This window comes from Pantoea sp. Ap-870, from assembly GCF_011752515.1.
GTDB lineage: Bacteria > Pseudomonadota > Gammaproteobacteria > Enterobacterales > Enterobacteriaceae > Pantoea > Pantoea dispersa.
The window spans coordinates 44,820-67,853 of record NZ_VWXG01000001.1; the positions used below are offsets into that span (position 1 = coordinate 44,820).

17 protein-coding genes, 1 tRNA gene and 1 pseudogene are annotated in these 23,034 nt (G+C 50.6%); 12 read left to right on the forward strand and 7 right to left on the reverse strand.

Annotated elements, in window-relative coordinates; translation table 11 throughout:
• Nucleotides 1–18 precede the first annotated feature (18 nt).
• The 5 genes from F3J41_RS00235 (at nt 19) to F3J41_RS00255 (ending at nt 3,344) form a co-directional block, all read left to right on the forward strand.
• Nucleotides 19–486 (forward strand): glycoside hydrolase family protein, encoded by a 468-nt coding sequence (locus F3J41_RS00235; RefSeq protein WP_059011010.1) that lies wholly within the window; start codon nt 19–21, stop codon nt 484–486.
• A 2-nt stretch (nt 487–488) separates the two neighbouring features.
• Nucleotides 489–833: a hypothetical protein gene (locus F3J41_RS00240; protein WP_190286078.1), complete on the forward strand. Its 345-nt coding sequence runs from the start codon at nt 489–491 to the stop codon at nt 831–833.
• Entirely contained in the window at nt 830–1,123 is a 294-nt protein-coding gene (locus F3J41_RS00245) for a hypothetical protein (RefSeq protein WP_166709633.1), read from the forward strand. Before F3J41_RS00240 ends, F3J41_RS00245 begins: the two co-directional genes overlap by 4 nt.
• A gap of 201 nt (nt 1,124–1,324) precedes the next feature.
• Nucleotides 1,325–3,070 (forward strand): amylovoran biosynthesis protein AsmF, encoded by a 1,746-nt coding sequence (locus F3J41_RS00250; RefSeq protein WP_021507268.1) that lies wholly within the window; start codon nt 1,325–1,327, stop codon nt 3,068–3,070.
• Between the two features lie 198 nt (nt 3,071–3,268).
• Nucleotides 3,269–3,344 (forward strand) — tRNA-Thr (locus F3J41_RS00255).
• Nucleotides 3,345–3,812: 468 nt separating this feature from the next.
• On the opposite strand, the gene F3J41_RS00260 is transcribed toward F3J41_RS00255, so the two are convergent.
• The 4 genes from F3J41_RS00260 to F3J41_RS00275 all read right to left on the reverse strand — a co-directional run bounded on the left by F3J41_RS00260 (nt 3,813) and on the right by F3J41_RS00275 (nt 9,359).
• Nucleotides 3,813–4,433: a hypothetical protein gene (locus F3J41_RS00260; protein ID WP_166709635.1), complete on the reverse strand. Its 621-nt coding sequence runs from the start codon at nt 4,431–4,433 to the stop codon at nt 3,813–3,815.
• Complete coding sequence (locus F3J41_RS00265; protein ID WP_166709637.1) at nt 4,417–5,466, reverse strand: AAA family ATPase; 1,050 nt, start codon at nt 5,464–5,466, stop codon at nt 4,417–4,419. The genes F3J41_RS00260 and F3J41_RS00265 overlap by 17 nt, the downstream gene beginning before the upstream one ends.
• 20 nt (nt 5,467–5,486) lie before the next feature.
• Nucleotides 5,487–5,912, reverse strand: coding sequence for a hypothetical protein (locus tag F3J41_RS00270; RefSeq protein WP_166709638.1), 426 nt, complete (start codon nt 5,910–5,912; stop codon nt 5,487–5,489).
• 564 nt (nt 5,913–6,476) lie between these two features.
• On the reverse strand, nt 6,477–9,359 hold the full coding sequence (locus tag F3J41_RS00275; RefSeq protein WP_166709640.1) for a DEAD/DEAH box helicase: 2,883 nt from the start codon (nt 9,357–9,359) through the stop codon (nt 6,477–6,479).
• A gap of 276 nt (nt 9,360–9,635) precedes the next feature.
• Between F3J41_RS00275 and F3J41_RS00280 the strand changes: the two genes are divergently transcribed.
• Nucleotides 9,636–10,747, forward strand: a protein-coding gene (locus F3J41_RS00280) for an IS3 family transposase (protein ID WP_166709642.1) whose coding sequence is annotated in 2 segments (ribosomal slippage) — nt 9,636–9,897 and nt 9,897–10,747 — 1,113 coding nt in all. Because the reading frame shifts where the segments join, the coding sequence is not laid out codon by codon here.
• Between the two features lie 17 nt (nt 10,748–10,764).
• On the opposite strand, the pseudogene F3J41_RS00285 reads toward F3J41_RS00280, so the two are convergent.
• Nucleotides 10,765–10,992, reverse strand: a pseudogene (locus tag F3J41_RS00285) (site-specific integrase); the annotation flags it as partial.
• A 562-nt stretch (nt 10,993–11,554) separates the two neighbouring features.
• Between F3J41_RS00285 and F3J41_RS00290 the strand changes: the two are divergent.
• Nucleotides 11,555–12,277, forward strand: a complete 723-nt coding sequence (locus F3J41_RS00290) for a hypothetical protein (protein WP_166709644.1) — start codon at nt 11,555–11,557, stop codon at nt 12,275–12,277.
• A gap of 183 nt (nt 12,278–12,460) precedes the next feature.
• On the opposite strand, the gene F3J41_RS00295 is transcribed toward F3J41_RS00290, so the two are convergent.
• The gene (locus F3J41_RS00295) at nt 12,461–13,879 is read right to left on the reverse strand and encodes an aldehyde dehydrogenase family protein (protein ID WP_166709646.1); all 1,419 of its coding nucleotides are present in this window, start codon (nt 13,877–13,879) and stop codon (nt 12,461–12,463) included.
• A 104-nt stretch (nt 13,880–13,983) separates the two neighbouring features.
• On the opposite strand from F3J41_RS00295, the gene F3J41_RS00300 reads away from it, so the two are divergent.
• Complete coding sequence (locus tag F3J41_RS00300) at nt 13,984–14,901, forward strand: LysR family transcriptional regulator (RefSeq protein WP_166709648.1); 918 nt, start codon at nt 13,984–13,986, stop codon at nt 14,899–14,901.
• A 9-nt stretch (nt 14,902–14,910) separates the two neighbouring features.
• Here the strand turns inward: F3J41_RS00300 and F3J41_RS00305 are convergent, their stop codons facing one another.
• Entirely contained in the window at nt 14,911–16,806 is a 1,896-nt protein-coding gene (locus F3J41_RS00305) for a flagellin (RefSeq protein WP_166709650.1), read from the reverse strand.
• Between the two features lie 1,203 nt (nt 16,807–18,009).
• On the opposite strand from F3J41_RS00305, the gene F3J41_RS00310 reads away from it, so the two are divergent.
• The 4 genes from F3J41_RS00310 to F3J41_RS00325 all read left to right on the forward strand — a co-directional run bounded on the left by F3J41_RS00310 (nt 18,010) and on the right by F3J41_RS00325 (nt 22,993).
• Nucleotides 18,010–18,987: a glycosyltransferase family 2 protein gene (locus F3J41_RS00310; protein ID WP_166709652.1), complete on the forward strand. Its 978-nt coding sequence runs from the start codon at nt 18,010–18,012 to the stop codon at nt 18,985–18,987.
• A 16-nt stretch (nt 18,988–19,003) separates the two neighbouring features.
• Nucleotides 19,004–20,311, forward strand: a complete 1,308-nt coding sequence (locus F3J41_RS00315) for an oligosaccharide flippase family protein (protein ID WP_058758004.1) — start codon at nt 19,004–19,006, stop codon at nt 20,309–20,311.
• Nucleotides 20,308–21,303 carry a glycosyltransferase family A protein gene (locus F3J41_RS00320; RefSeq protein ID WP_058781179.1) on the forward strand — a complete coding sequence of 332 codons (996 nt, stop codon included), beginning with the start codon at nt 20,308–20,310 and terminating at the stop codon, nt 21,301–21,303. The genes F3J41_RS00315 and F3J41_RS00320 overlap by 4 nt, the downstream gene beginning before the upstream one ends.
• A gap of 400 nt (nt 21,304–21,703) precedes the next feature.
• On the forward strand, nt 21,704–22,993 hold the full coding sequence (locus F3J41_RS00325) for an HAAAP family serine/threonine permease (RefSeq protein ID WP_166709654.1): 1,290 nt from the start codon (nt 21,704–21,706) through the stop codon (nt 22,991–22,993).
• The last annotated feature ends 41 nt before the right edge of the window (nt 22,994–23,034 follow it).

Below are 23,034 nucleotides of genomic sequence, written 5' to 3' on the forward strand. Positions count from 1 at the left end.
CGTCAAAGAGGAACCGTTATGAGCCAAATCATTGCCATTTTGAATTTCGAAGAGGGATACCGCGAAGCGCCTTACCTCGACACCCAGGGGTTTCCCACCGTTGCGGGCGGTATTCGCATCGGGCCGAAAGGCGCGTCGCTCAGCCACTATATCTTCCGCGTGCCGCGCCGCGTTGGTGACGTGTGGAAGCAGTGCATCGTTGAGGGCAAGGTGCAGGAGATGCAGCAGCGCGCGCTGCTGCAGCAGGCACTGAGTCAATGCAATGAAGCGCGCAGCGATGTGCTGATCAGCATGGCCTACCAGATGGGCGTCGACGGTCTGGCGCTGTTTCGCGGCATGCTCACCGCAGTGACGCAACGCGATTTCGACGCGGCGGCGAACGCCATGCTCGATAGCCTGTGGGCGCGGCAAACTGCGGGGCGCGCCCGGCGTCATGCCGAAGTGATGCGCACGGGCACCTACGACATCTACAGGGGGCTGTTATGAACATGCGCTGGCTGTTGTTCATTATCGCCGTGCTGGCGGCCATCATCCTGCTGCTGTTGCTGCAGCGCTTCACCACGCTGGAGTTTGTTAAACACGCGCGCCTGCTGTTTAAAACCTGGTCGGTGTGGCTGGCGTCGCTGGGTTCGATGCTCAGCGCCTGGGTGCAGTCGTTTCCCTCGTCAGCGCTGGATGCATGGAACGCGCTGCCGGCGGATATCAAAGAGATCCTGCCGCACAACTATCTCGGCCTGATCGGCGCCTTCATGGTGGCGATGGGCGTACTGGCGCAGTTCGTGCGTCAGAAGAACCTGGTGGAGCAGAGAAAAACGCTGGAGGACAAACCATGAGCTTTCTTCTTTCTCAGCTTGCCGGCAGCTGGCACTGGCTGGCGGCAATTGGCGGCGTGATTGCCGCGCTGATTGCCAGCTACGCCGGCGGCAAAAAAATCGGCAAGGTGCAGCAGCAGGCGAAAGCTGATGTTGCGCAGGCCGAAAAGACCGCCGCGCAGGCGGTTGAAGTTAATCAGCAGCAGCAACAGCTGCGTGAGGAGGCCAGACGTGTGGAAACCCGCAACGGTAATCTTAATGACGCTGCTGCTCGTGACAAGCTGCAGCAGTCGAAATACCACCAACCCTGAGGCGCCCGTCGTTATCGACTCCGCCTGTTCGTTATTTTCCCCGATTTACACCCACGGCAATGACGCCGAACGCATGGACATTCGCACCGTGCGCGCCATCAACAACCACAACGATCTCTGGGACCAGCACTGCCGCCCGGCGGCGCACTGACGCTGTTCTCTCGCTTTGTATTGCAAACCTGAAATGCCGAGGAGGCTAAGATGATCGAAGTTAACTCTTTTGCTGAACTGCGTACCACTGTGCCGGCCAAAAACGGCGATCTGGCGTTCCTGCGCCGCTATAATCCGGACTCCACCTTCCGTGGCGGCGGTGATTTTACCGGCTTTATCGGCACTACCACGGCCGCCGATGACGGCGGTACGCTGGCGGTCGGTAATGGCTTTTACTGGAAACGCGTGATCAACGATCCGGCCGACGTCAACGTCTACCACTTCGGCGCGAAAGGGGACGGTTACGCTAACGATACCGACGCCTTTAACCGCATGCTGGCGTGGACGCAGGGCTACAGCGGTAATATCCGTGACCTGCCGGTGCGTTTCCCGGGCGGTAAATTCCTGATTAACCCGATCGACATCAGCGCTACCGAGATCGCCTTTTTTGGTCTGCAGGGGGATGACGTGGAGCTGGGTTCGCTGCCGCGCACCACCATCATCTCCGACAAAAGTGCCAACACGGTGTTCAAAGTGAAGGCACGGCGGACCGCGATCAAAGGCATCACCTGGCACGGTCAGGCATCGGCCGACGTCACCACCAACAAAGGTACCATTACCGCCGAGATGTGTACCAACGTGCAGCCGTTCTTCGAAAACACCTGCATCGAAGGCACCACGTTAAATATTTACTGTTTCCGCGCGCAAAACAGCGGCGGCACGGTGATTAAAGCGCTGGATACGCTCGACAGTAAATTTGACCAGATCTACACGCTGTGGACCTATGGCCGGGTGTTTGACATTGGCTGGTCGAACTCGCCAAACGGCAAGTGGGACCACTCAACCGCTATCGAGATCTGCAACTGTAACTTCCAGACCGGCTACGGCGACGCCACGCTGTACATGCCGCGCGTGACGCAGGGCATCATGCGTAACGTGTGGATTGAGCACACGCGTAATCCGGGCGATCTGTCGGACGGTGCCTGGAGCATTGATACGCTGAACATTGAGGATTGCGGCACGCCGTTCAATCTCAATAATGCGCGCGTCATCATGCGCCAGATTGGCCTGCAGTCCGGAGCGAAGATCTCGAACGATATGGCCGGCACGCGCTGGCTGTCGACCTTTGACTACGGCTATCGCCGCGAAGAGCATCACGGCACGCTGATCACCGGCTCATTCCGCGCGGGCTATTACAGCGGCCACAAAGTCACCAACAATACCGACACCGATAACTGGTATCGCCTCGGCCAGCTGTTCTTCCCGACGGCGAATCAGCAGTGGGTGATGGAGCTGATTGGTAAAGCCGACGCTACCCAGCCAACCGGAACGGCCGCCTCGCCGGTCAATCTGGCGGGCACCGGGAAAACGTGGATTAACCTGCAGCGGCTGGAAACGGTATGGGCCGATGCCTGCCATATGGGGCAGCCGGCGGTGCTGGATATTCGCTACAGCCGCGTCGGCACCACCTATGCCGTGGTGTGGGTAAAGCTGCGCGCCAACAGCGGCGATACGCTGATTAACCTGAAGACCACCGGTCCGACGCGTTTTGAAGCCGGCTCCTGCTCGCTGTTCCAGCCTGATTTCTCGGTGGTGACGGATACCACCAAAATGGGCACCCTCAAACCGGCGGCGCGCTTTGGCCTGCACAATGGCGTCGCGGGTATTGGGGCTAACGAGAAAGGCGTGCTTACCGTCGCGACGGCAGCAGGTACGCCGACCAATAAAACCACGCCGACGGGCTTTGTGCTGGTCAATATCAACGGTGTCGATCGTAAGCTTCCTTATTACGATTGAGGCCAGCACCTTTTGGCGAGGCTGCAGCCTCGCCTTTTTTTGTGCCTGGCGCGAGAGGGCGCTGTTCGCGGCGGTTTCTCCGCGTCAAAATCGTAAGGCCGGCGCGGGTGATGCTGAAAAACGCAGCACTTAACCGGCACCATCTTGACTCATCCCCCCGATTTTTCTATGTTCACTCCCCGTAGTTCCCGCCTCAATGCCGGTATAGCTCAGTTGGTAGAGCAGCGCATTCGTAATGCGAAGGTCGTAGGTTCGACTCCTATTATCGGCACCATCTTTTCTGGCGAAATCATGAAGTTACTATTGCATTGTTTTGCTTTGTTCAACACCAATGTGCAATTTTGCGCGTTGTAGGTGTGGCAAAATTGTGGCAGGTACAGTGAGATTGTTTGTGGCTCAATGCAAGGGTATGCTAACAGCATGCGTTACCTTGTAGCTCCCGCCGATCTTATCTTTTGAGCAATATTACTACCTTGATGGTTTCAGATTAAGGATGTTGTCAGTCCAGTTCACAGCCAGCGCGGTTTGGCCTAGAGGATGTTACTTCAATAACCTACACAGGCATTCAAACACGTTTAGTCTTCCATTTGAGTATTTGCATTCACTTGACGACCCATTTGCATTTCACTTAGTCATCTCTAACAAAAAAATGCATCCGATACCCTGCTATTGACAGGCAGTTTTGCGCGAAGAGCGGACATCAATGTTGGCTAACTAATACTATTAGCCTGAACTTCATATGTTACTCACGGCCAGTCGCTTTATTTAGAAGAATTTGGAAGTGATGAGGGAGTTTATTTATATTGCGATAATAAACTAGTTCTTGTGCACGAAGTACTGTTAATCCATCTTCATAAAGCTTGAGTTGATTGACCGTCCAAATACCTTCCGGAGTAATTCCTTCAACAACAACCCCAGGTTCATTTCCTTCTTTTTCAAGGAATCGAATGTGTTTTTCGGTGTCGTGAAGGTACGGATGTACTATAAAAAATTCCATGTCATCATAAGTTGCATTTTCTGTTTTAACGGTATCAAGGTCGCATTTAACAGCGAAACCATTACAGTACTCGCATACGATAACCAGATTTTTCGCATGAAATGTCCATTTTGGATAAAGCTTCTTTGGAGCAATGTGATCTCTATGAGCAGTTCTTCTGCCAGTTGCGCCAACAGGAAGCGTGCACCAGGCACATCTGTTATCTTGCTCCTTTAACCCATGTGTCATGATTTCATTTTTGAAGTTTTTAATAGCCTTAGTTCTTGAAGTATCCCATTTTATTGGGCGTTCAACTTCGGGAATATCATCCAGTTTTCTCTGAACGGCAGGGTCGATAGTTGCAGGGTAATTAATTTTTAGCATCATTAACCCCTTCCAAAGATTTATCTATAATATTTAATATTTCATTAAAAGCCGGATTATCATCTGCCGAAACTCTATTAAGCCGCCCTCTGATTTCTTTAAGTTTAACAAAATTCACATTTTCTGGTTCGGAAAGAATTTGAAGGGCCTCGGAGAGATCATGCTCAACGTAGAAATTTGTCGCAGCACCAACACCAAATACCCTATAGAGAATGTTATCGGGAGTCCTACCATATACATCCCCATCAAATCTATCAAACTGAATCTGCCCCACATCATTGTTACTTGCTATAATAAGCGATGAAGATTCATCCACATCCGAAACTAAAAAATGCGAGTGAGTTGCAATTAAAACATGTGCCGAGTTTAGATGTTTCATTGCTTTCATTAGTGTAGGTATATATTTTATCTGCCATGAGGGATGTAAACTCACTTCTGGTTCATCAATAGCAATTACACATCTTTCTGTAGCAAATTCAAACAAACGTGCCACTGTGCCAATGACACAGCGTTCTCCTGAGCTTAGATCAGAAAATGCTTTTTTTTCCCCATTCTTGCTGACAATTAGGCGTATTTCGTCAGAGATTCGAAGTTTGCGTATAATTTCCACCCCTAGATCCCAAGATATGCTATCGATCTTGCTATCATCTATTAGCAAATTGAGGGGAAGTATGTAGTTTTTTCTCTTGCCTTTGGAGTCTAGGTTTTCCTCCCCTAACTCTTTACAAACTTTACCAAAAATGCTTAAGAATATAGTAATGCTTGATTCTGTTATCGAAGCATCAACGGTTTCCTGTAAATGATTAATATAGTCTTCCACGCTTCGATATTGAATGCGTCTGGATATGCTATTGAGGTCTTTAATTTCGCCTATGTGGAATACATCAGTATTCAAACCCCGAAATTCAATTTCGAAATCACCTCCAATATTAAGCACTTTCAACCATTCCTCAAGTGCCTGATGATAACTACTACATTGAGATTGATTAAGAAGACTTGATATTACTTTTGCTTCAAGAGCACCTGTAGTTACCATATTCGTCGCTTGCCGCAACCCTAAATACCGATAAAAAAATTATCATCATTGCGAGAAAATCTAAATTTATCTGTCGGTAAATGTGCTACAGCTAATGCATGCCTTGGGAATGAATCTCGGTCTAAATCGATGGTGAGTTCATTCTTGAAAGCGGTAAGAACTAATCCATCCCGTATAATTTTATATATATCCCCTCCATATCTAAATTCAATTTCTGCTTGTTTAGGATGGCGTAATTTCTTAAAGTTATCTTTAGATGAGGTTAACAGAAGGTACATCACCTCCAACTCATCTACTAAGCTCGCGATTGCTGAACTTTTTCCGGATCCATTTGGTCCGATTATAACTGAAACTTTTGGTCCTGACTTACCGTCGGCCACATCATGCAGAGGTAACATTATTCTATCTGATGTGTATGACACTATGTAGAAAGGTGTTAATTCCAAAATAAAACTCCCTTATATTATTTTTTGTGGAACTCTAACAATTTCTAACTATCTGGTTAATATAATTAAGTAATAATGCTATACAAAACTGTACCATTTAGAGGGTTGGCTGACTATGTTTATACAATCGATTGGGCATGCCTGTCTCTAAGTTTATTGAGGGATGTGCAAAGCGAAATTCGCTTCTGGCACCGAACGGTCCGATCATAATCAGCGGCAAAAACTAATCGAAGCTCATCCATTCGTCCTCAGCTTCAAGCATTATGATGTACTACCCCGTTGTTCCACACAGACTGTTGTTAGCAACTTCCGCTCATGGCACGAAGCGGACCGCCTAAAGCGTCGCGAAGTCTGCTATGAGCAAGGAACGGGCATTTCTAACAGCATTCCGTGTGAATCAACGGGGAGCAGGTCAACTATTATCAGCACAAACCAGAAGTTTCTTTCCGATTGTACTTGAAGCAAGGGCTAACTCACCGAAGCGCTATGCTATCTTCAATGAGTTCACCTTGCTTTCGTATACATTGTAGCGAAAGAAATCTTGATATAACAAAAAAATATAAATCAAGGAAGATCTTCAGCAAGTGCTAAACCAGGTACATTTAGCCACTGCCATAATTGCTGTTGAGTTAAAGTACCTGTGAATAACCTTAGCATAGCTTCCCCTAAATCATGACCCTCTACAACTGCAAGTCTTCCGCAAGACTCAATCACAGACAATACACTAGGATCAACACCCGGGTGGCATAATGTGACACAAAACTTATCTTTAAGATTGTGAAGCTCAGAAGCTTGTAAAACATCTGCCGCGCTATTTAAATCAACCAATCCCTCGCCTTGTTTAGTTTTTAACTCAAAAACTAATTCAGGTGAGTTGGCCAATTTTATAAGATAGTCTGGAGCGCCGCGTTTAATGCCATCATCTAGTTTATCAAATTCAATATTTGCCTTAATAAGCATTTCCTCGAAAACGTTCTCATATTCTGAACCTCGCGAATTGTAAAATCTTTTGAACAAACTTTCTAAAGAAATTGCCTTAGCCTTATGGATATGTCGTTCAGCAGCCAATAAACGTTGGTTTTTTTTCCAAGCTCTTGCTGCTTCTCTTAACCAATTTGCTTTAGGGTTTGGAGACGGTCTCGCATTCTTAAATAAATCCACCCTGAAATTACTGGCGTCTTTATCAGATTGCCCCAGAAACTCTGGTGTTGAATAAAGGCTGTTAGCTATTTTAATCATTTCGTTTCTTGTGAGCTTAAATCCCGCGTCTGGAAAAATTTTATCCAAGGAAGCCAACCACAAAGCTTTATCTGGTAAACCTAAGTTGACTCTTTTCGACAATGTCCCGATAAGTCTGGGTAAAATTCTTAATTCATTTATAGTATTATTATCAAGTCCCAGTGGTCTCATTTCCTGTGGAATTCTAGGATCTGAACAAGCAAATATGATTTTTGAAATACCTTTCAGCATCCATGCGAGATTCCTAAAAACTTCGTTTAAGGCACCCGCAGTTAAAGAATTAAAATTTCCTTCGAGCGAACTAAACTGTTCACCTTCTATCCAAGAATAAGCTAATTGACTAGCATTAACTGCTTTAAGATTCGTATGCCAAATACTTTCATAAAGAGGGATATTCAGCCTATCTGGATCCATTAAATAACCATCTCTTAACATCCAAGGTAATGATCTTGACGCTTTATTACCATTATAGTCAGTAAATTCTGGGCTGCAGAAACAAGCATAAAAAACAGAAAGAATTAAACGTTCTTTATTATCATCTTTGAGTGATTCAGTTGTAATATCGAAAAACCATTTTGAATTTTTTGAGAAAAACTCTAAAATGTTAACGCCAGATTCCACTTTAAAACCTGATAAAGATACAGCTTTTCCGAATGGTGTCACTATGAGGTTTCCACCTTGGCTTATAAGCAATAAACCACTTCTCGTCAAAGATTTAATAGCCTCATCAAAGTATCCATCCCACCTTAGAAAAGCTTTAAGATTGTTATCTTGCTCTGAAATGCCACTGAAAGTAGTAAAAATAATTTCTTTCAAATCGGTCAAGTTAGAACATAAACCTGCTGAGGTTAGTTGTAAACATAGATGTTCGAATTTTTTTGGCTCTACGCGCCCTTTAATACGAGGCATGGCACTAAAATTAAGATAGTTTTTTGCATGTCCTAAATCGGAAGCGTTATTAGCAAAAAATATAATCCTGCCAACATGTTCCGTACCCATCCTCCCTACACGTCCTGACATGTTATGGAATTCGGAACTTGGTATCGGAATATCTATTTTTTTATCATAGTCTCGCCGTTTCCAGGATGCGAAAAACGCTGTACCAAACGGGTAGTTAACTCCAGCAGATAAGGTTGAAGTTGCAAAAACTATGTCAATTTTACGATTTTTAATTTTATTTTCTACTATCTCTCTCTCTTCTTCAATCAAGTCGGTACTATGGCATGCTACTCTGAACTGCATATAATCTTTGAGACGTGAGTTTGAACTAGTGTCTGGAAGATCTATAAACTCGATTGGTATTTGCGTCTCTAAAGGTTGCTGATAGAGCTTCGAAAAGCTGTCAGCTAAATCGAATGTCTGCTTTTTTGTCATACAAAAAACAACGATAGGCGTCTGATTTTTGTTATTTTCAAGATAGTCTTTTATATTTTCGACTATTGAATTTTTAGGAGCTTTAATTCTACCTTGCTTAATATTTTCTTCATCAGCAGTGTGGCACTCATACGTATCACCAGTTAGACTTCTGCATTCATAGATTAAATGTTTTTCTCTAGAAGTAGTATATACGAATTTTACATCTAACCAATTAGCGAGTTTCTGAGCATCATTTTTATCCAAGACAGCTGAAAGAGCAATGAGTTGTGCCCACCCAGCCCTTTTAATTAAAGTTAAAAGTATTTCGACCTGCTGCCCCCTAAATTCGTCTCCTATTAATTGGATTTCATCACATACGAATACTGTAGAAGTCATATCTTTAGGAACACCGGACGCTGACAACAATCCAAGATATTTTTCATAGGTTGCTACGATTATCCTGCTACTTAATGGATATGAGACCGTGTTACCTGCTGCGTCTTCTACCAAATCACCTGAAGCCAAAATCAATGATGATTTATCACCATCTAAAAAATCTTCAACAAATTCAACTTTGAAGTCTTCAAATTTTTGTTTAGCTAAAGCTCTGTGGGTTACCAAAAAAACCGTGTTGAAACCATTTTGCAACCCTTTAGCTATTGCAATTGAACCTATAAGAGTTTTTCCAGTAGAAGTTGGTGAAACCACCATTAGATCCTCACCTGAACCTATTCCTTTTTCTAATGATTCATGCTGGATATCGGTTAATGAAAATGAATCATGTTCTTTATAAAGTAAGCACTCTAAAATCTTATCGCTTAAGTTATGATTCAATGGTAGCGAGCTCTTCACTTAAAACCCCTTAAATTTCAACGCGTTGTAAGGTGATGCTTATTTTTTACCCTTAAATATTAACATAATGACACAATTTTTTTTAAAAACAATATGTCAATAAGGAAATTCCTGATTTTTTATTATTAAATTAAATTAAATTCAAAATAACATACCTATAAATTTATGTAATACAATGGTTTTTTTGACGAGGGCACTTGTAAGTATCCCACTTAAGCGAACCATTCACTTTTAAGATCTTCCGACATACTGATTATGTCCCCTGAGGAGATCACCATGCGTAAAGCCCGATTCACCGAACACCAGATCATTGCCGTTCTGAAGTCCGTCGAAGCCGGACGTACCGTCAAGGATGTCTGCCGCGAAGCTGGTATCTCTGAGGCCTCGTACTACAACTGGAAAGCGAAGTTTGGCGGGATGGAAGCCTCTGATATCAAAAAGATGAAAGACCTGGAGGATGAAAACCGGCGCCTCAAACAGATGTTTGCTGATCTCAGCCTTGAATGCCGGGCCCTGAAAGACGTCATCGAAAAAAAGCTTTAACACCAGCGATAAAGCGTGAGCTGGTCAGCTATATGATCGCGCAGTTTGCTATGAGCTTACGCCAGGCCTGCAGGACATTGTCGCTGAGCAGGACGGTATTTCGTTATCAGCCGGATACGCGACGTGATGAACCGGTGATCATGGCGCTGACCGTGGCGGCTGAACGCTATCTGCGATACGGATTTAAAAAGCTTTTTCAGATCCTTCGCAGGCAGGGCAATAGCTGGAATCATAAAAGAGTTCACCGTATTTACTGCCTGCTGAAACTGAATTGTCGCCGTAAGGGAAAGCAGCGCCTGCCGGTACGTAATCCGGCTCCGCTGGCCACGCCGGAGGCACTAAACCAGAGCTGGTCGATAGACTTTATGCACGATGCGCTGGTCTGCGGCAGGCGTTTCCGGACCTTCAACGTGGCGGATGATTTTAACCGCGAAGCGCTGGCGATCGAAATTGACCTGAATATCCCGGCGCAGCGGGTGGTCAGGGTGCTGGACAGGATCGTGGCAAACCGCAGATATCCGCTGAAGATGCGGATGGATAATGGTCCTGAGCTGGTCTCGCTGACGCTGGCACAATGGGCAGAAGAGCATGGTGTGATACTGGAATTTATCAGGCCCGGCAGGCCAACGCAGAATGCCTTTATCGAACGGTTCAACCGGACATACAGAACAGAAATACTGGGTTTTTATCTGTTCAGAACACTGAATGAAGCGCGGGAAATCACAGAGTGCTGGCTGACGGAATACAACAGCGAGCGGCCTCATGAATCCCTGAATAACCTGACGCCGGAAGAGTACCGGCTGATGGCTGAACCCCCGGAAATCTCAAAAAGTGCGCGGAACTAAAACGGGTGTGCTTACATTTTGTCGGGAACAATCTCTTTTTCATATCGCGTTAGGGCTTCATACAATGTCGTAGGTTCCGCTTCGCTGCGGCTAAGCCAAACTCCTCTCGCCATTTCTGACTCGATCATTTTGGCCCAAGCTTCTGCTTCCACTTTGGTGTTAAAGGTTTTGGTTTGAGAGGGAAAACCACGTTTACGGATTTGAGCTTCCCATTGGTAGTTACCACGTTTGCGTATAGTCGCCATTTCTGCCTGATTCCTAACGAACTGTGGCAATATTACGGAAAAAATCCATTTAAATTCGATAGGTATTGATTTTACAAGATCAATTTACGCATTCGTAATGCGAAGGTCGCAGGTTCGACTCCTGTTTCCGGCACCAGTTAAATCAATCCCTTATCTAACATTGTTACTGTCCTGATTCAGCCTGTGTGACAGATTTGAGACCGAAGCATCCATAAGCTTGTCGATTTTTTTGCGTACGCAGAAAGGGATGGGCGTCGGATGTGCGTACCCGCTATCTATACAGTATGGTAAAGTGACCGCGCCTTTATTCAGGCCTGAGATTGCGGAAAGTCATTCCTGTAAGTGTTGCCACGCTGTAAACAGAATGGCCAAAATTAATAATCTGTTTTAGCGATTTAATTACAAATTCATCAGGATAATGCTTACCGTCCAGGATGATCTTCCTTTAAGCCATTTTAATGACTCTAATGTGGCGGTTAAACTCAACGCGATTCGGGTAAGGAAAAGGCCGCCCCGATAGAACAGAAGACAGCTTTGACATAACCGTGGAATTGAGGGTGATATGGAAATAACAAAAAAATTTATTTTAGATGGATTAGCCAGGTTTGATCTCAGCAATCTTCCCGGCAGACCTTTTGACAACGCATTTGAGCTTTTAGCGGCTCCTCCAGCCAGAAAGCGTCTTATTATGCTGGGATTCAATGGCTCGGCGGTGGATGCTCATATGTCGAATGCAAGCTCGATAATTAAAGATTATGAAGAACCTGACGTTTCAAACGTAGTAAAGGGAACGCAGGGATCGTGGGGGATTACCCATCTGGCCAAACGCTTACAGCAAATTCCTGCCAGTCTGGGTTATAACTGGCAGGATGTGGTTTACACCAATGCTTTGATGATGTGTTCCGAAAACGCAGCATCCTTAAAACAGGAAGCCATCAAACATCACCAGACAATCGAAGGGCTAGTAAAAAACTCAATGTCTTTTTTTGAGGAAGTAACACTGGCAATGTGTCATCCGGAGTTGATTATTGCTCACAGCAACGGGCTGTCATCACTCTCTGCTGCAAGCCTGTTACTGAAGCATTTTGGCGATAAAGATACATTGATGTATTCCCATCCAAAGGGTTATTTCACAACGTTTGGTTTCGTCGGGCGATTCAACGATAAATCTGTTCCTGTTGTTTGCATTCGACACATGTCGAGATTTAAACCTCAGGAGGAGTATATTAAAGCCGCGATTTCTCGAATGCATGAACTGGTGCAGGCTGAAATGCGATCAGCCTGAGTTGGCACAGGACGATTACTACCTTCGTATTTCATGGTAATAAAATTTTGGATCGCCCTGGCGTCTGCCATAGAAAAATACTCACTTGAGAAGATCGGGACAGTGCCAATATTGAGAGAGGAACAGGGCTCTGGCATGACTCCCTGCGCCGCAGTGCTATTCACTGCAGCGCTCACCTCATCCTTACCCAGCAATCAGCGCCCGTGGTTCCAGAAACGCGCTGATACCCGCCTGTCCCATTTCCCGGCCTATGCCGGAGTGGCGAAAACCGCCGAACGGCGCGCGTGGTTCGTGAGCCAGCGTGTTGATCATCACGCGGCCGGCGATCAACTGCTCTCCCACGTTGCGCGCATGCTGTTCATCCGCACCGATCACCAGTGCCGACAGGCCGTAATCGCTGTCGTTGGCCATGGCGATGGCTTCGGCTTCATCGCGGTAGGTCAGGATGCTCAGCACCGGGCCAAAAATCTCTTCGCGCGCCAGCGGCATTTCATTGGTGACATCGCTGAATAGCGTCGGGCGGATATACCAGCCGTGGTGCAGCCCGTCCGGGCGGCCGCTGCCGCCGGTCAGCAGGCGCGCGCCCTGTTGTTCGCCAAGCGCAATATAGTGCTGCACGCGCTGCCACTGTTTCTCGTTAACCATCGGCCCGATAGTGGTGCGCGCGTCAGCCGGATCGCCGGAGACCTCTGCAGCGACTGCCGCCGTCAGCGCCTGTTCGAACTCGGCCTTGCGCTGCTCCGGCACCAGAATGCGCGTGCCGGCAATACAGGCCTGGCCGCTGTTGATAAAGCCAGCCTGCACCGCCAGTTCGGCCGCCTGGGCGGCATCGGCATCCGGCAAAATCAGCGTCGGTGATTTACCGCCCAGCTCCAGCGTGACGCGTTTAAAGGTGTCGGCGGCGCTGCGCAAAATCGCTTTGCCGGTGGCGGTCGAGCCGGTGAAGGAGATTTTTGCCACCTGCGGACTGCGGCTCAGGGCTTCACCGACGCTGGCACCGCGTCCGGTGACGATATTAAACACCCCCGCAGGCAAACCGGCGGTGTGCAGCGCCCTGGTGATCACCTGGGTCTGCAACAGGCTGAACTCGCTGGGTTTGATCACGGCGGTACAGCCTGCGGCAATCGCGGTCGCCAGTTTGTGGCAGATAAAGCCCGCGTTGCTGTTCCATGGTGTGATCAGGCCGGCAACGCCGAGCGGCAGCATCTGCACCTGCGCGCGGCCTGCCTGTTGTACAAACGGGTAGCGTTTCAGCTCTTCAATTACCTGCAGAATCACATCAGCCGGATAGCGGCTCATCCACTCGGAGCGTGCGGTGGGCGCGCCGTACTCCTCAAGGATCGCCGCGCGCAGCTCGCTTTCGGCACGGTTAACCGCATGGTACATCTGTTCCAGCAGGGTGATGCGCTGTGCCACCGTGATCGCGGAGAAGGCGGGAAACGCCGCCGCGGCTGCCGCAATTGCGCGTTCAGCATCCTGCGCATTGGCCAGACGCGCTTTACCGATTACGCTGCCGTCGGCAGGTTTGATAATATCCAGCCATTCATCGCCGTCAGGAGTGACAAACTGGCCGTTGATATAGATGTGTTCAATCATGTGCATGGCTATGCTCCTTTGCATGTTGCGTGGCGGCAAAGTAGCACGCACCACCGGCGGCGATAATCCGCCTCCGCCTGCAAAGGGTATTGCGCGAAACGGAATAATTGATGAACCGGACAGGTCTGACTGAACTGGAAATTGTGCTGGCGGTCGCGCGGCGCGGCACCTTTAAAGCGGCGGCCAGCGAGCTGGAGATGTCGCCTTCGGCGGTGACCAATGCGGTTGCCGCGCTGGAGAAACGGCTGGGCGTGCGGCTTTTCAACCGCACCACGCGCAGCGTCGCGCTGACCGATGCCGGACGGCGTTTCAGCGAGAAAATTGTGCCAGCGCTGGCGATGATCCGCAGCGCGGCTGAGGAAGCCGGCAGCGATCCGGGCGATCCGGCCGGTATGCTGCGTCTCAACGTGCCGCCGGAGAGCAGCGCGCTGTGGTACGCATCGATATTGCTGCCGTTCCTGCAGCGCTATCCGCGCATTCGCGTCGATATTTACAGCCAGAAAGAGCGGGTGGATATCGTGGCCGACGGCTTCGATGCCGGTATTCGGCTGGCAGAGGACGTGCCGGGCGATATGATTGCCGTCAGGCTGACGCCGGAAATGCGCATGATTGTGGTGGCCGCGCCAGCCTACCTCACACACGCGGGCACACCGCAGACGCCAGAGGCGCTCGATCAGCATCAAACCCTGTGTATGCGCATGGCGGACGGCAGCGTTTACCGCTGGGAGCTGAGCCAGCAGCAGCAGCGTTATCGGCTGCAGGGCGAGCCGCGTATGGCGGCCAGCGACATGAGCGCCATCCACCAGGCGGCGCTGGCGGGTCTGGGCATTGCCTGCATGACGGAACAGCAGGTCGCGGCGGATGTGCAGGCGGGCCGACTGGTGCACCTGCTGCCCGGCTGGCAGGTGCCTCTCGGTGCGCTCTGCCTCTACTATCCGGGACACCGGCTGGTGCCGCCGGCGCTGCGGGCGCTCACCGACTTTGTGCGTGCGCAGCGTGATGCTTCTGCCTCACCTGAAGCCGGATGACGTCCTTTATCAGGCGTTCAGTAACTTCAGCACCTGCTGCGGCAGCTGATTAGCCTGCGCCAGCAGGGCGCTGCTGGCCTGCTGCAGAATTTGCTGGCGCGACAGGCTGGAGACTTCCGTAGCGTAATCCGCATCCTCAATACGGGAGCGCGATGCCGCAATGGCGGCGGTCGCGTTACCCTGCAGCGTTTGCGCCGAGAGCAGCCGGTTAGCAACGGCGCCCAGACGGGTGCGCTGACTGTCGATTTGCCCGATGGCGCGATCCAGCGTGGCGAGCGGATCGTCCGGATGCTTCAGGCGGATCTCTGAACCGGTCTCGGCCACGCGCAGCGTCGTAAAGTTGGTGGAGGCATCGGTCACTGACGACAACGCCGCCTGGAAGTAAATCTGCACGTCACCCACGCCCTGCAGGGTTTTCAGCATCAGGTTGCCGCTGCTGTCGCTGCGGACGAAGGTGGCGGTTTTATCCAGATTGCCGTTCGGCACATCCATGTAGTAATTGCCGTCGGCGTCGAGTTTCAGCACATCATTACTGCTGTTGCCGTCGACATCGGTATAGCGCACATCCACATTGGCCGGATCGAGCGTGATGTAGGAGGTGCCGGTCACGCTGTTTACCGCACTGAAGCTGTTAATGCTGCTGGCGCTGGTCGCGACGATGCTCAGGGCATTACTGGTGCCATCCGAGGTCGCGCTGACGGCGGCGTTGTAATACTGGTAGTTGCCGCCGCCGTTATCCACTTCCATTACATACTGCCCGCCGCTGCGCAGCAGACGGCCATTACTCACCGCATTACCGCTGGCATCGCTGAAGCTAAAGCTAGCGGTGCTGGTGTCGATCGCCGGCGTGTCGGTCACCGTGGTCGGCAGGGTGGCGAAATCGCTGTCGGTTTTGGCGGCACCGCCGGTCATGCGTGCCGTTACCGCACCGCTGCTGCCAAAGCTGAGTGTGGCCGGATACCAGCTGTTGTTCTGCTCAATATAATACTGGCCATTATCCTGCGTTAACGTGGCTGCGGGCGTGGTGCTCAGCGCGCTGCCGCCGCTGTCCTGAAAATTAACCGCCGGGATGGTGCGCGACGCAATGCTGCTGACGTTACTGTACAGCGGCGCCGGATTGCTGCGGCTAATCGAGACGTTACCGGCAGCCGTGGCGGTATCCCAGCGCGCACTGACGGCGGCCAGATAATAGACCGGCTTGCCGTCGGCGTCGCTGCTCTGCACGTACTGGCGGTTATCACCACTGCTGCGCACCAGCTGCGGTGAGCCGCTGGCGGGCAGATAGTTCACGGTAATCGCCGGGTTGCTGAACGCCATATTGGTGGCGAGGCCGGTGAGGGTGGTGACATTGGTCACTTTGCCGCTGATGCCGCTGATTACCAAATCCTTAAGTCCCAGCGCCTCCACGCTGAAGCCGGGTGCCGACAGGTCGAGACTGATTTTCTCGTTGTCATTAGCGCCCACCTGGAATCCCAGCTTACCGGCGCTGCCATCCAGCAGCCTGATGCCGTTAAAGCTGCTGCTGGTGTTGAGCCGGTCAATCTCTTTCAGATTGAGGTTAATCTCCGCCTGAATGGCGTCTGAGTCGCTCTGCGAATTGGTGCTGTTTAATCCCTGAACCGCCAGCTGGCGAATCCGCTGCAGGCGGTTATTGATCTCATCCAGCGCGCTTTCCGCGGTTTCGACCAGTGACAGGCCGTCACCGGTATTACGCTGCGCCACCGCCAGGCCGTTCTGCTGGCTGCTAAAACGGTTACCAATCGCCTGACCTGCCGCATCGTCACGCGCGCTGGTGATGCGCATACCCGACGATAAATGGCGGATCGCATCGCCCAGCGCCGCGCCACTTCTGGCAGATTGCTTGCTGGCGTTGAGGGCAGACAGATTGGTTTGCAGGCTGATCATTTCCGGGCTCACTGATAAATACACTGATAGCGTTATCGGCATTTACCGGCTTTCTTTAAAAAAATATTTGGCCTAAGTCACGTCAGCGAAGCGCTGATTGTTAAAATAAGCAGCATGAAATCGCGCTAAGTTGAGTTTGTGATGCGGTAAGGATCTGTATTTTTCTGCACGGCGCTAATTTATAGAGGCAGGGCTTGACGACTACTAAAAATAGCAGGTCAACAGAATGAATAAAGATTATTACTGCTTAAGCGGGACGGCGAGGGCGTAACCCATTGCGATAACAACCGCTTAGGATGCTACTGGACTTATCCGCCGGTTTCCCTGCTCTTATTCCTGGTCAGCAGCGCGCGCCGCCCTTATCAATCGCCGCGGTTGCGCTTTATCCATGCTAATCAGTCAGCGCGAAATAAGGCGGCGGGGCGAGTGAGTAAATTCCGTTTTGGTCTGGAAGGCATTGACCTTATAACTGCGCCTGGTAAGAATGCGGTAAAAGTTTTGAATCAGATCGCAATTTTTGGCCTTGTGCCATTTGCAGTCCGGCTGCGATAGCCGGACTGAATTAACGCCACTTGCACCTCGCGCCGCGCAACACACATCGCGGCGTAATAAAAGTGCAGGGCATACAGCAAATATCGTTAATGTCGTAACGCTCGTTGCGAAGGCCCGTCGAAAGATGCACCTTTTCAACCGCGGTCGGCAGTTCCCGTTCTCCTGATGCGGCAAAAAATAGCTGGAGAGGTAGCGCCGATCAGGATAACGAATAAGCCTCTATCTGATAAATGTTTTACCCGGCAGCAATGCAATAAATACGTTGCTGTGCAGGAAGCGTTGGGGCTAACTGGCTGATAAATCACTGAACTCTGCGGAGTGCAGCGCCCCTTCTTTACGCCTGAAAATGCACCAAAGAGAATTTCGGCACGCTGGTCGCTGTAAGCCAGGGGCGGTAGCCTGCGGTTTTTACCCTTTAAATCGCCAGATAAACCTGACCTGAATATATAGCGAAATTCTTATCTGGTTCCAGCAAAAAATAGACGTGTTCCGGCGGTCATATTTTGCTGAGGAAACTCTGAAAACAGCGGCGTATTAATGTTAAGCCGGATGAAAGCATGGGCCGTTAAACGTTAAGCATTAACGGTTCAGTATCGATTTTTATTTTGTCACGGCGGGTTCAACCCCCAATAAATTATGTTTTGAGGTCATATGCAAACTCCCGTTAACGACGTGCTGATTAGCGTCATTGTGCCGGTGTATAACGCCGCAGCTTATCTGGAAAGATGCATCGACAGCCTGCTGCAGCAGGATGAGGTTCGCTTTGAGGCCATTTTTATTAATGACGGCTCCAGCGATGACTCGCTGGCGATCCTGCAGCGCTACGCCGGTTATCCGCAGTTCCACCTTATCAGCCAGGCCAACGCGGGCGTCTCGGCGGCGCGCAACCGGGGCATTCGCGCCTCGCGCGGCCGGCTGCTGTGTTTTTTAGACGCCGATGACTTCCTGCCGCCCCAGGCCTTCTCGACGTATGTGCGGCTGATGAGTGATGAAACGGCGATGGTGGTGGGTGAGTCACAACACTTCAACCCGGACGGCGCACCGCTGGATTTTCCCGCCAACCGTGAACAGGCGCACGCGCTGTCGGTATCGGCGGCGATTAACGATCTGCTCTATTACCACCCGCGCCACGGTATCTGCGACAAGGTGTTTCGCGGCGATGTCATTCGTCAGCACCGGCTGCGGTTCAACGAAGAGATCGCCAATTTCGAAGACCTGCTGTTTGTCATGAACTACCTGCATCTGCAACAGGATCGCCAGGTAGTGATGACGCAGCGGGTGGTTTATCACTACGTCAAATCCACGCACTCCGCCACGCGTTCGGCGCTGCGGGAAAAACATTTCTCTTTTGCCCGCTCGTTCAGCGGCATGAAGGCGTTTTTATCGAGCCAGCATTATCGCTGCTATTACCACCTCTATTTAAAAGTCACGGCGTCTTACATCCACAAAGGGCTGCACAGCGACAGCCTGAGCCGCGCCTTCATTGATGAATACATCACGCTCTATCGCCGCAGTTTCCGCAGCTGGTGCACCGCCGGACCGCTACTTAATCCGTGGAGCCTGTACTTTGCGCTGTTTTTCATTAGCCCGCGCCTGGTTTCACGGCTGCGCCGGCTGGCAGAGAAATAATCGCACCGGAGGCGTTGTGAAAGACAAATTAAAAAACTCCATGTGGATGATTGCCGAAAAGCTGATTGCGGTATTCGGCCTGATCTTTGTCACCTCCTACGTGGCGAAATACGTCGGGCCCACCACCTTTGGCATTATCTCCATCGCCATGCTGGTATTTCAGTTTATTCAGACCATCGCACTGATGGGCAGCGATGTGATTTTGCTGAAACGCATCGCGCAGAATCATCATTCCGGCCTGCGCCTGATGATGGCGACCTTCCTGCTGGTACTGGTGCTGTATTGCGTGCTGTCGATTGTCGGCATGGCGATTATGGAAGAGGAGTGGAGCGCCGACGCGCTGGTCTTTATCTGCGCGGCAGCCATTGCCTGCCTGTTCTCATCCATTGACCTGGTCAATATTTACAACGAAGCGAGGCTCAACGCGCGTCTCAATGTGATTGCCAACGTCATTGGCCTGGCGATCAGCCTGACGGTGCGCTTTCTGATCTCCTATTACCAGCTGGAACCGGCCTGGCTGGCGATTCCGATTGTGCTCGCCACCTTTATTCCTTTCACCATCAAGTTAACGCTGTTTCTGCTGTATGAGCGGCGTGCACCGCTTCCGGCGCTGCGCCACGTGAAAAAGTATTCGCGCTACATGCTGGTTTCCGGCATGTCGCTGATCTTCTCTGCGATTGCCGTTGCGCTCTATACCCGCGTGAATCAAATCAGCGTCTCTTATTTTCTCGGCGTGAAAGAGGCGGGCATTTTTTCCGTGGCGCTGACGTTGTCAACCGCCTGGGTATTTTTACCCAGCGCGCTGCTGGCGTCGTTTTATCCGGCGTTTTTTGCTGAGCGTAATGACCAGCAGGCGATCGTCAAAGCGCAGAAACTGCATCTGCTGGTAATTGGCGTTTCCGCTGCGGTAATTGTGGCGATCTGGCTGCTGTCGGGCTGGTTTATTCGTGACTTCTACGGTGAGCAATATCTAGATGCGGTCGCGCCAACGTTATTACTCAGCCTCGGTGCGATGTGTGCGGTGCTGAGCAGCGTCATGGATCGCTTCATCATTAAATATAACGGCTATCGCTATCTGGTGAAGAAAACCTTCGCGGTATTAGTGATTTGCCTGCTGTCGTCGCTGCTGCTGGTGCCGCATTTCGGCTTAACCGGTGCCGCCATGAGCGTGGTATTAACCGAGTTTTTATCGTTCTCCCTGCTGAATTACTTTTTCCCGGCACAGCCGGTCATGCGTATTCATCTGATCTTTTTCAACCCCAGGAAACTATGGCAGCTCTTTAGCACTATCAAAACCTCAGACAGTAAAGAGAGTTTATCATGAATGAAAAAACGCTATTTAGTATTATCATTCCCGTCTATAACGCGCAAAACACTATCCGGCGTACGCTGCAAAGCGTATTAAATCAAACCTTCAGTAGCTATGAAATAATTGTTGTCAACGATGGCAGTCGCGATAACAGTGCCCGGATTTTGCAGGAATTTGCGCACTATCCGCAGGTTACGGTGCTTAATCAAATTAACGCAGGCGTCAGTGCGGCACGTAATAGCGGGCTGCAGCAGGCGAAGGGAGAATATGTTCTGTTTCTCGATGCCGACGACTGGGTCGACGATAATTTCCTGATGAGTTTCAAGCTGAATCTCAATGCCTGGCCGGCCGAATCGGTGGACTTAATGGTCGGCAATCTCAACGACAACCGTATCGGCAAAGTCTCGCAGGCGGGATTCTTCAGCCAGCAGGATATTCCTTACGTGCTGGGCGAGCTGGAGATGAGCGACAACATTGGCTATCTGCATAATAAATGTTATCGCCGCCAGATTATTGACGATCTTCATCTGCGCTTCATGGAAGGCGTCTCGATGAGTGAGGACCTGCTGTTTAACCTGAAGTTTTTCAGCTGCGTCAGTAATTTTCTCATCACCCCAGGCGCGGCTTATCACTATGAGGATGTGGCGGGATCGCTGTCGAAACGTAAAGTGCAGTACAGCGAACTCAAAGTGCGTAAACAGTCGCTCACCGATTTGTACGATTCGATTGTGGAAAAGTACGCGTCGGGTAATCTCGACCATTTTTTAAAAGCAATCTCAAAACGCGTGCTGGCACTGGATATGCAGATTGTCACCGCCATGTATCACGCCTCGTTTTCACCTGCCGATATTGCGCAGGAAATTAATCAAATCAAGCGCGGAAAATATTCTAAAGGTATTTTTACGCTGCTGAATAAAAATGAAAAACTGAAGTACATGATTATGAATTTGAATACTATCACAGCGTACTATTTCCTTTATGCCCTCTATAGAATGCGGGCATTCTGATTTTCAATTCTCCCGGCGTTATCCTCTGGCGACGTGCTGCATTGCCCGAGGCTAGCTGCCGGGGGAGTTTCCTTCACAGCAGCTCTGCTGCTGGCAACATCCCCGCACTTCATTCTCCCGCTCACGTCCACTTCGCGCTGTGTCTTGCACTCCTGACGCTTCTCAGGTCAAATAGCGCCCCAGGCAATCGATTGCGTGCGTGTTTCGTGCGTTATTGTTGCTTTTATCGCCATCTCGCGCATTTTTACCGCCTTTGTGATGCATGTCTTGCGTTGCGGCAATCCACGCCGGGCAAAAACGGGTAGCATAGGCGCGTTTTGTGAAGCGACCGCACGCTGCAGGCCGCCGCGAATTTTTAGCCGTCGTTCCGGCTGCATTTGAGACAATTTTGGAGAGACAGATGGATAACTCACAAACCGGTACCCTCGGTACGGTGGAGGCGGCAGCAACCGGCTGGCGCAAGAGTGATACGGTGTGGATGCTGGGCCTATACGGCACCGCAATTGGCGCAGGGGTGCTGTTTCTGCCGATTAACGCCGGCGCGGGCGGGCTGATTCCATTACTCATCATGGCGATTCTCGCCTTCCCGATGACCTTCTTTGCGCACCGTGCGCTGACGCGCTTTGTGCTCTCCGGCAAAAATCCCGGTGCAGATATCACGGACGTAGTGGAAGAGCATTTCGGTATCGGCGCCGGTAAGATCATCACGCTGCTCTACTTCTTTGCCATCTACCCGATCCTGCTGATGTACAGCGTGGCGATCACCAATACCGTGGACAGCTTTATTGTGCACCAGCTCGGGCTGGTATCGCCGCCACGTGCGCTGCTGTCGCTGATTTTGATCGCTGGCATGATGACGGTGGTGCGCTTCGGCGAGCAGATGATTGTCAAAGCGATGAGCGTGCTGGTGTTTCCGTTTGTGGCGGTACTGATGCTGCTGGCTGCGTATCTGGTGCCGCACTGGCACGGCGCGGCGCTGGAGACCTTATCGTTTGCGCAAAGCGGCAGCGACAGCAGTATCTGGATGACGCTGTGGCTGGCGATTCCGGTGATGGTGTTCTCCTTTAACCATTCGCCGATTATCTCGTCTTTTGCCGTGGCGAAACGCGCCGAGTACGGCGCCGGCGCGGAGAAAAAGTGTTCACGCATTCTCGCAAGCGCCCATCTGATGATGGTAGTGACCGTGATGTTCTTTGTGTTCAGCTGCGTGCTGAGCCTGTCGCCCGCCGATTTACAGGCAGCAAAGGCGCAGAACATCACCATTCTCTCCTATCTGGCGAACCACTTTAACGTGCCGATGATTGCCTGGATGGGGCCGATTGTCGCCATCGTGGCGATCACTAAATCGTTCCTCGGCCACTATCTGGGCGCGCGTGAAGGCTTTAACGGCATGGTGGCGAAGTCGCTGCGCAGCCGCGGCAAAACCATCACGCCGCAGAAAATGAATCGCCTGACCACGCTGTTTATGCTGCTGACCACCTGGCTGGTTGCCACTCTGAACCCGAGCATTCTCGGCATGATTGAGACGCTGGGCGGGCCGGTGATTGCGATGATTCTGTTCCTGATGCCGATGTACGCTATTCATAAAGTCCCGGCGATGCGCCAGTACAGCGGCAAAATCAGCAACCTGTTTGTGGTGCTGGTGGGGATTCTGGCGATTTCGTCCATCGCTTATTCGCTGATGAATTAACAGCAGGACGCGGTGCGCCGGACCCGATGCGCACCGCCAAG

Bases quoted from the DNA above. Each gene is read 5' to 3' on its own strand.
- F3J41_RS00235 (WP_059011010.1), top strand. From the start codon at position 19: ATGAGCCAAATCATTGCCATTTTGAATTTCGAAGAGGGATACCGCGAA.
- F3J41_RS00240 (WP_190286078.1), top strand. From the start codon at position 489: ATGCGCTGGCTGTTGTTCATTATCGCCGTGCTGGCGGCCATCATCCTG.
- F3J41_RS00245 (WP_166709633.1), top strand. From the start codon at position 830: ATGAGCTTTCTTCTTTCTCAGCTTGCCGGCAGCTGGCACTGGCTGGCG.
- F3J41_RS00250 (WP_021507268.1), top strand. From the start codon at position 1,325: ATGATCGAAGTTAACTCTTTTGCTGAACTGCGTACCACTGTGCCGGCC.
- F3J41_RS00260 (WP_166709635.1), bottom strand. From the start codon at position 4,433: ATGATGCTAAAAATTAATTACCCTGCAACTATCGACCCTGCCGTTCAG.
- F3J41_RS00265 (WP_166709637.1), bottom strand. From the start codon at position 5,466: ATGGTAACTACAGGTGCTCTTGAAGCAAAAGTAATATCAAGTCTTCTT.
- F3J41_RS00290 (WP_166709644.1), top strand. From the start codon at position 11,555: ATGGAAATAACAAAAAAATTTATTTTAGATGGATTAGCCAGGTTTGAT.
- F3J41_RS00295 (WP_166709646.1), bottom strand. From the start codon at position 13,879: ATGCACATGATTGAACACATCTATATCAACGGCCAGTTTGTCACTCCT.
- F3J41_RS00300 (WP_166709648.1), top strand. From the start codon at position 13,984: ATGAACCGGACAGGTCTGACTGAACTGGAAATTGTGCTGGCGGTCGCG.
- F3J41_RS00305 (WP_166709650.1), bottom strand. From the start codon at position 16,806: ATGATCAGCCTGCAAACCAATCTGTCTGCCCTCAACGCCAGCAAGCAA.
- F3J41_RS00310 (WP_166709652.1), top strand. From the start codon at position 18,010: ATGCAAACTCCCGTTAACGACGTGCTGATTAGCGTCATTGTGCCGGTG.
- F3J41_RS00320 (WP_058781179.1), top strand. From the start codon at position 20,308: ATGAATGAAAAAACGCTATTTAGTATTATCATTCCCGTCTATAACGCG.
- F3J41_RS00325 (WP_166709654.1), top strand. From the start codon at position 21,704: ATGGATAACTCACAAACCGGTACCCTCGGTACGGTGGAGGCGGCAGCA.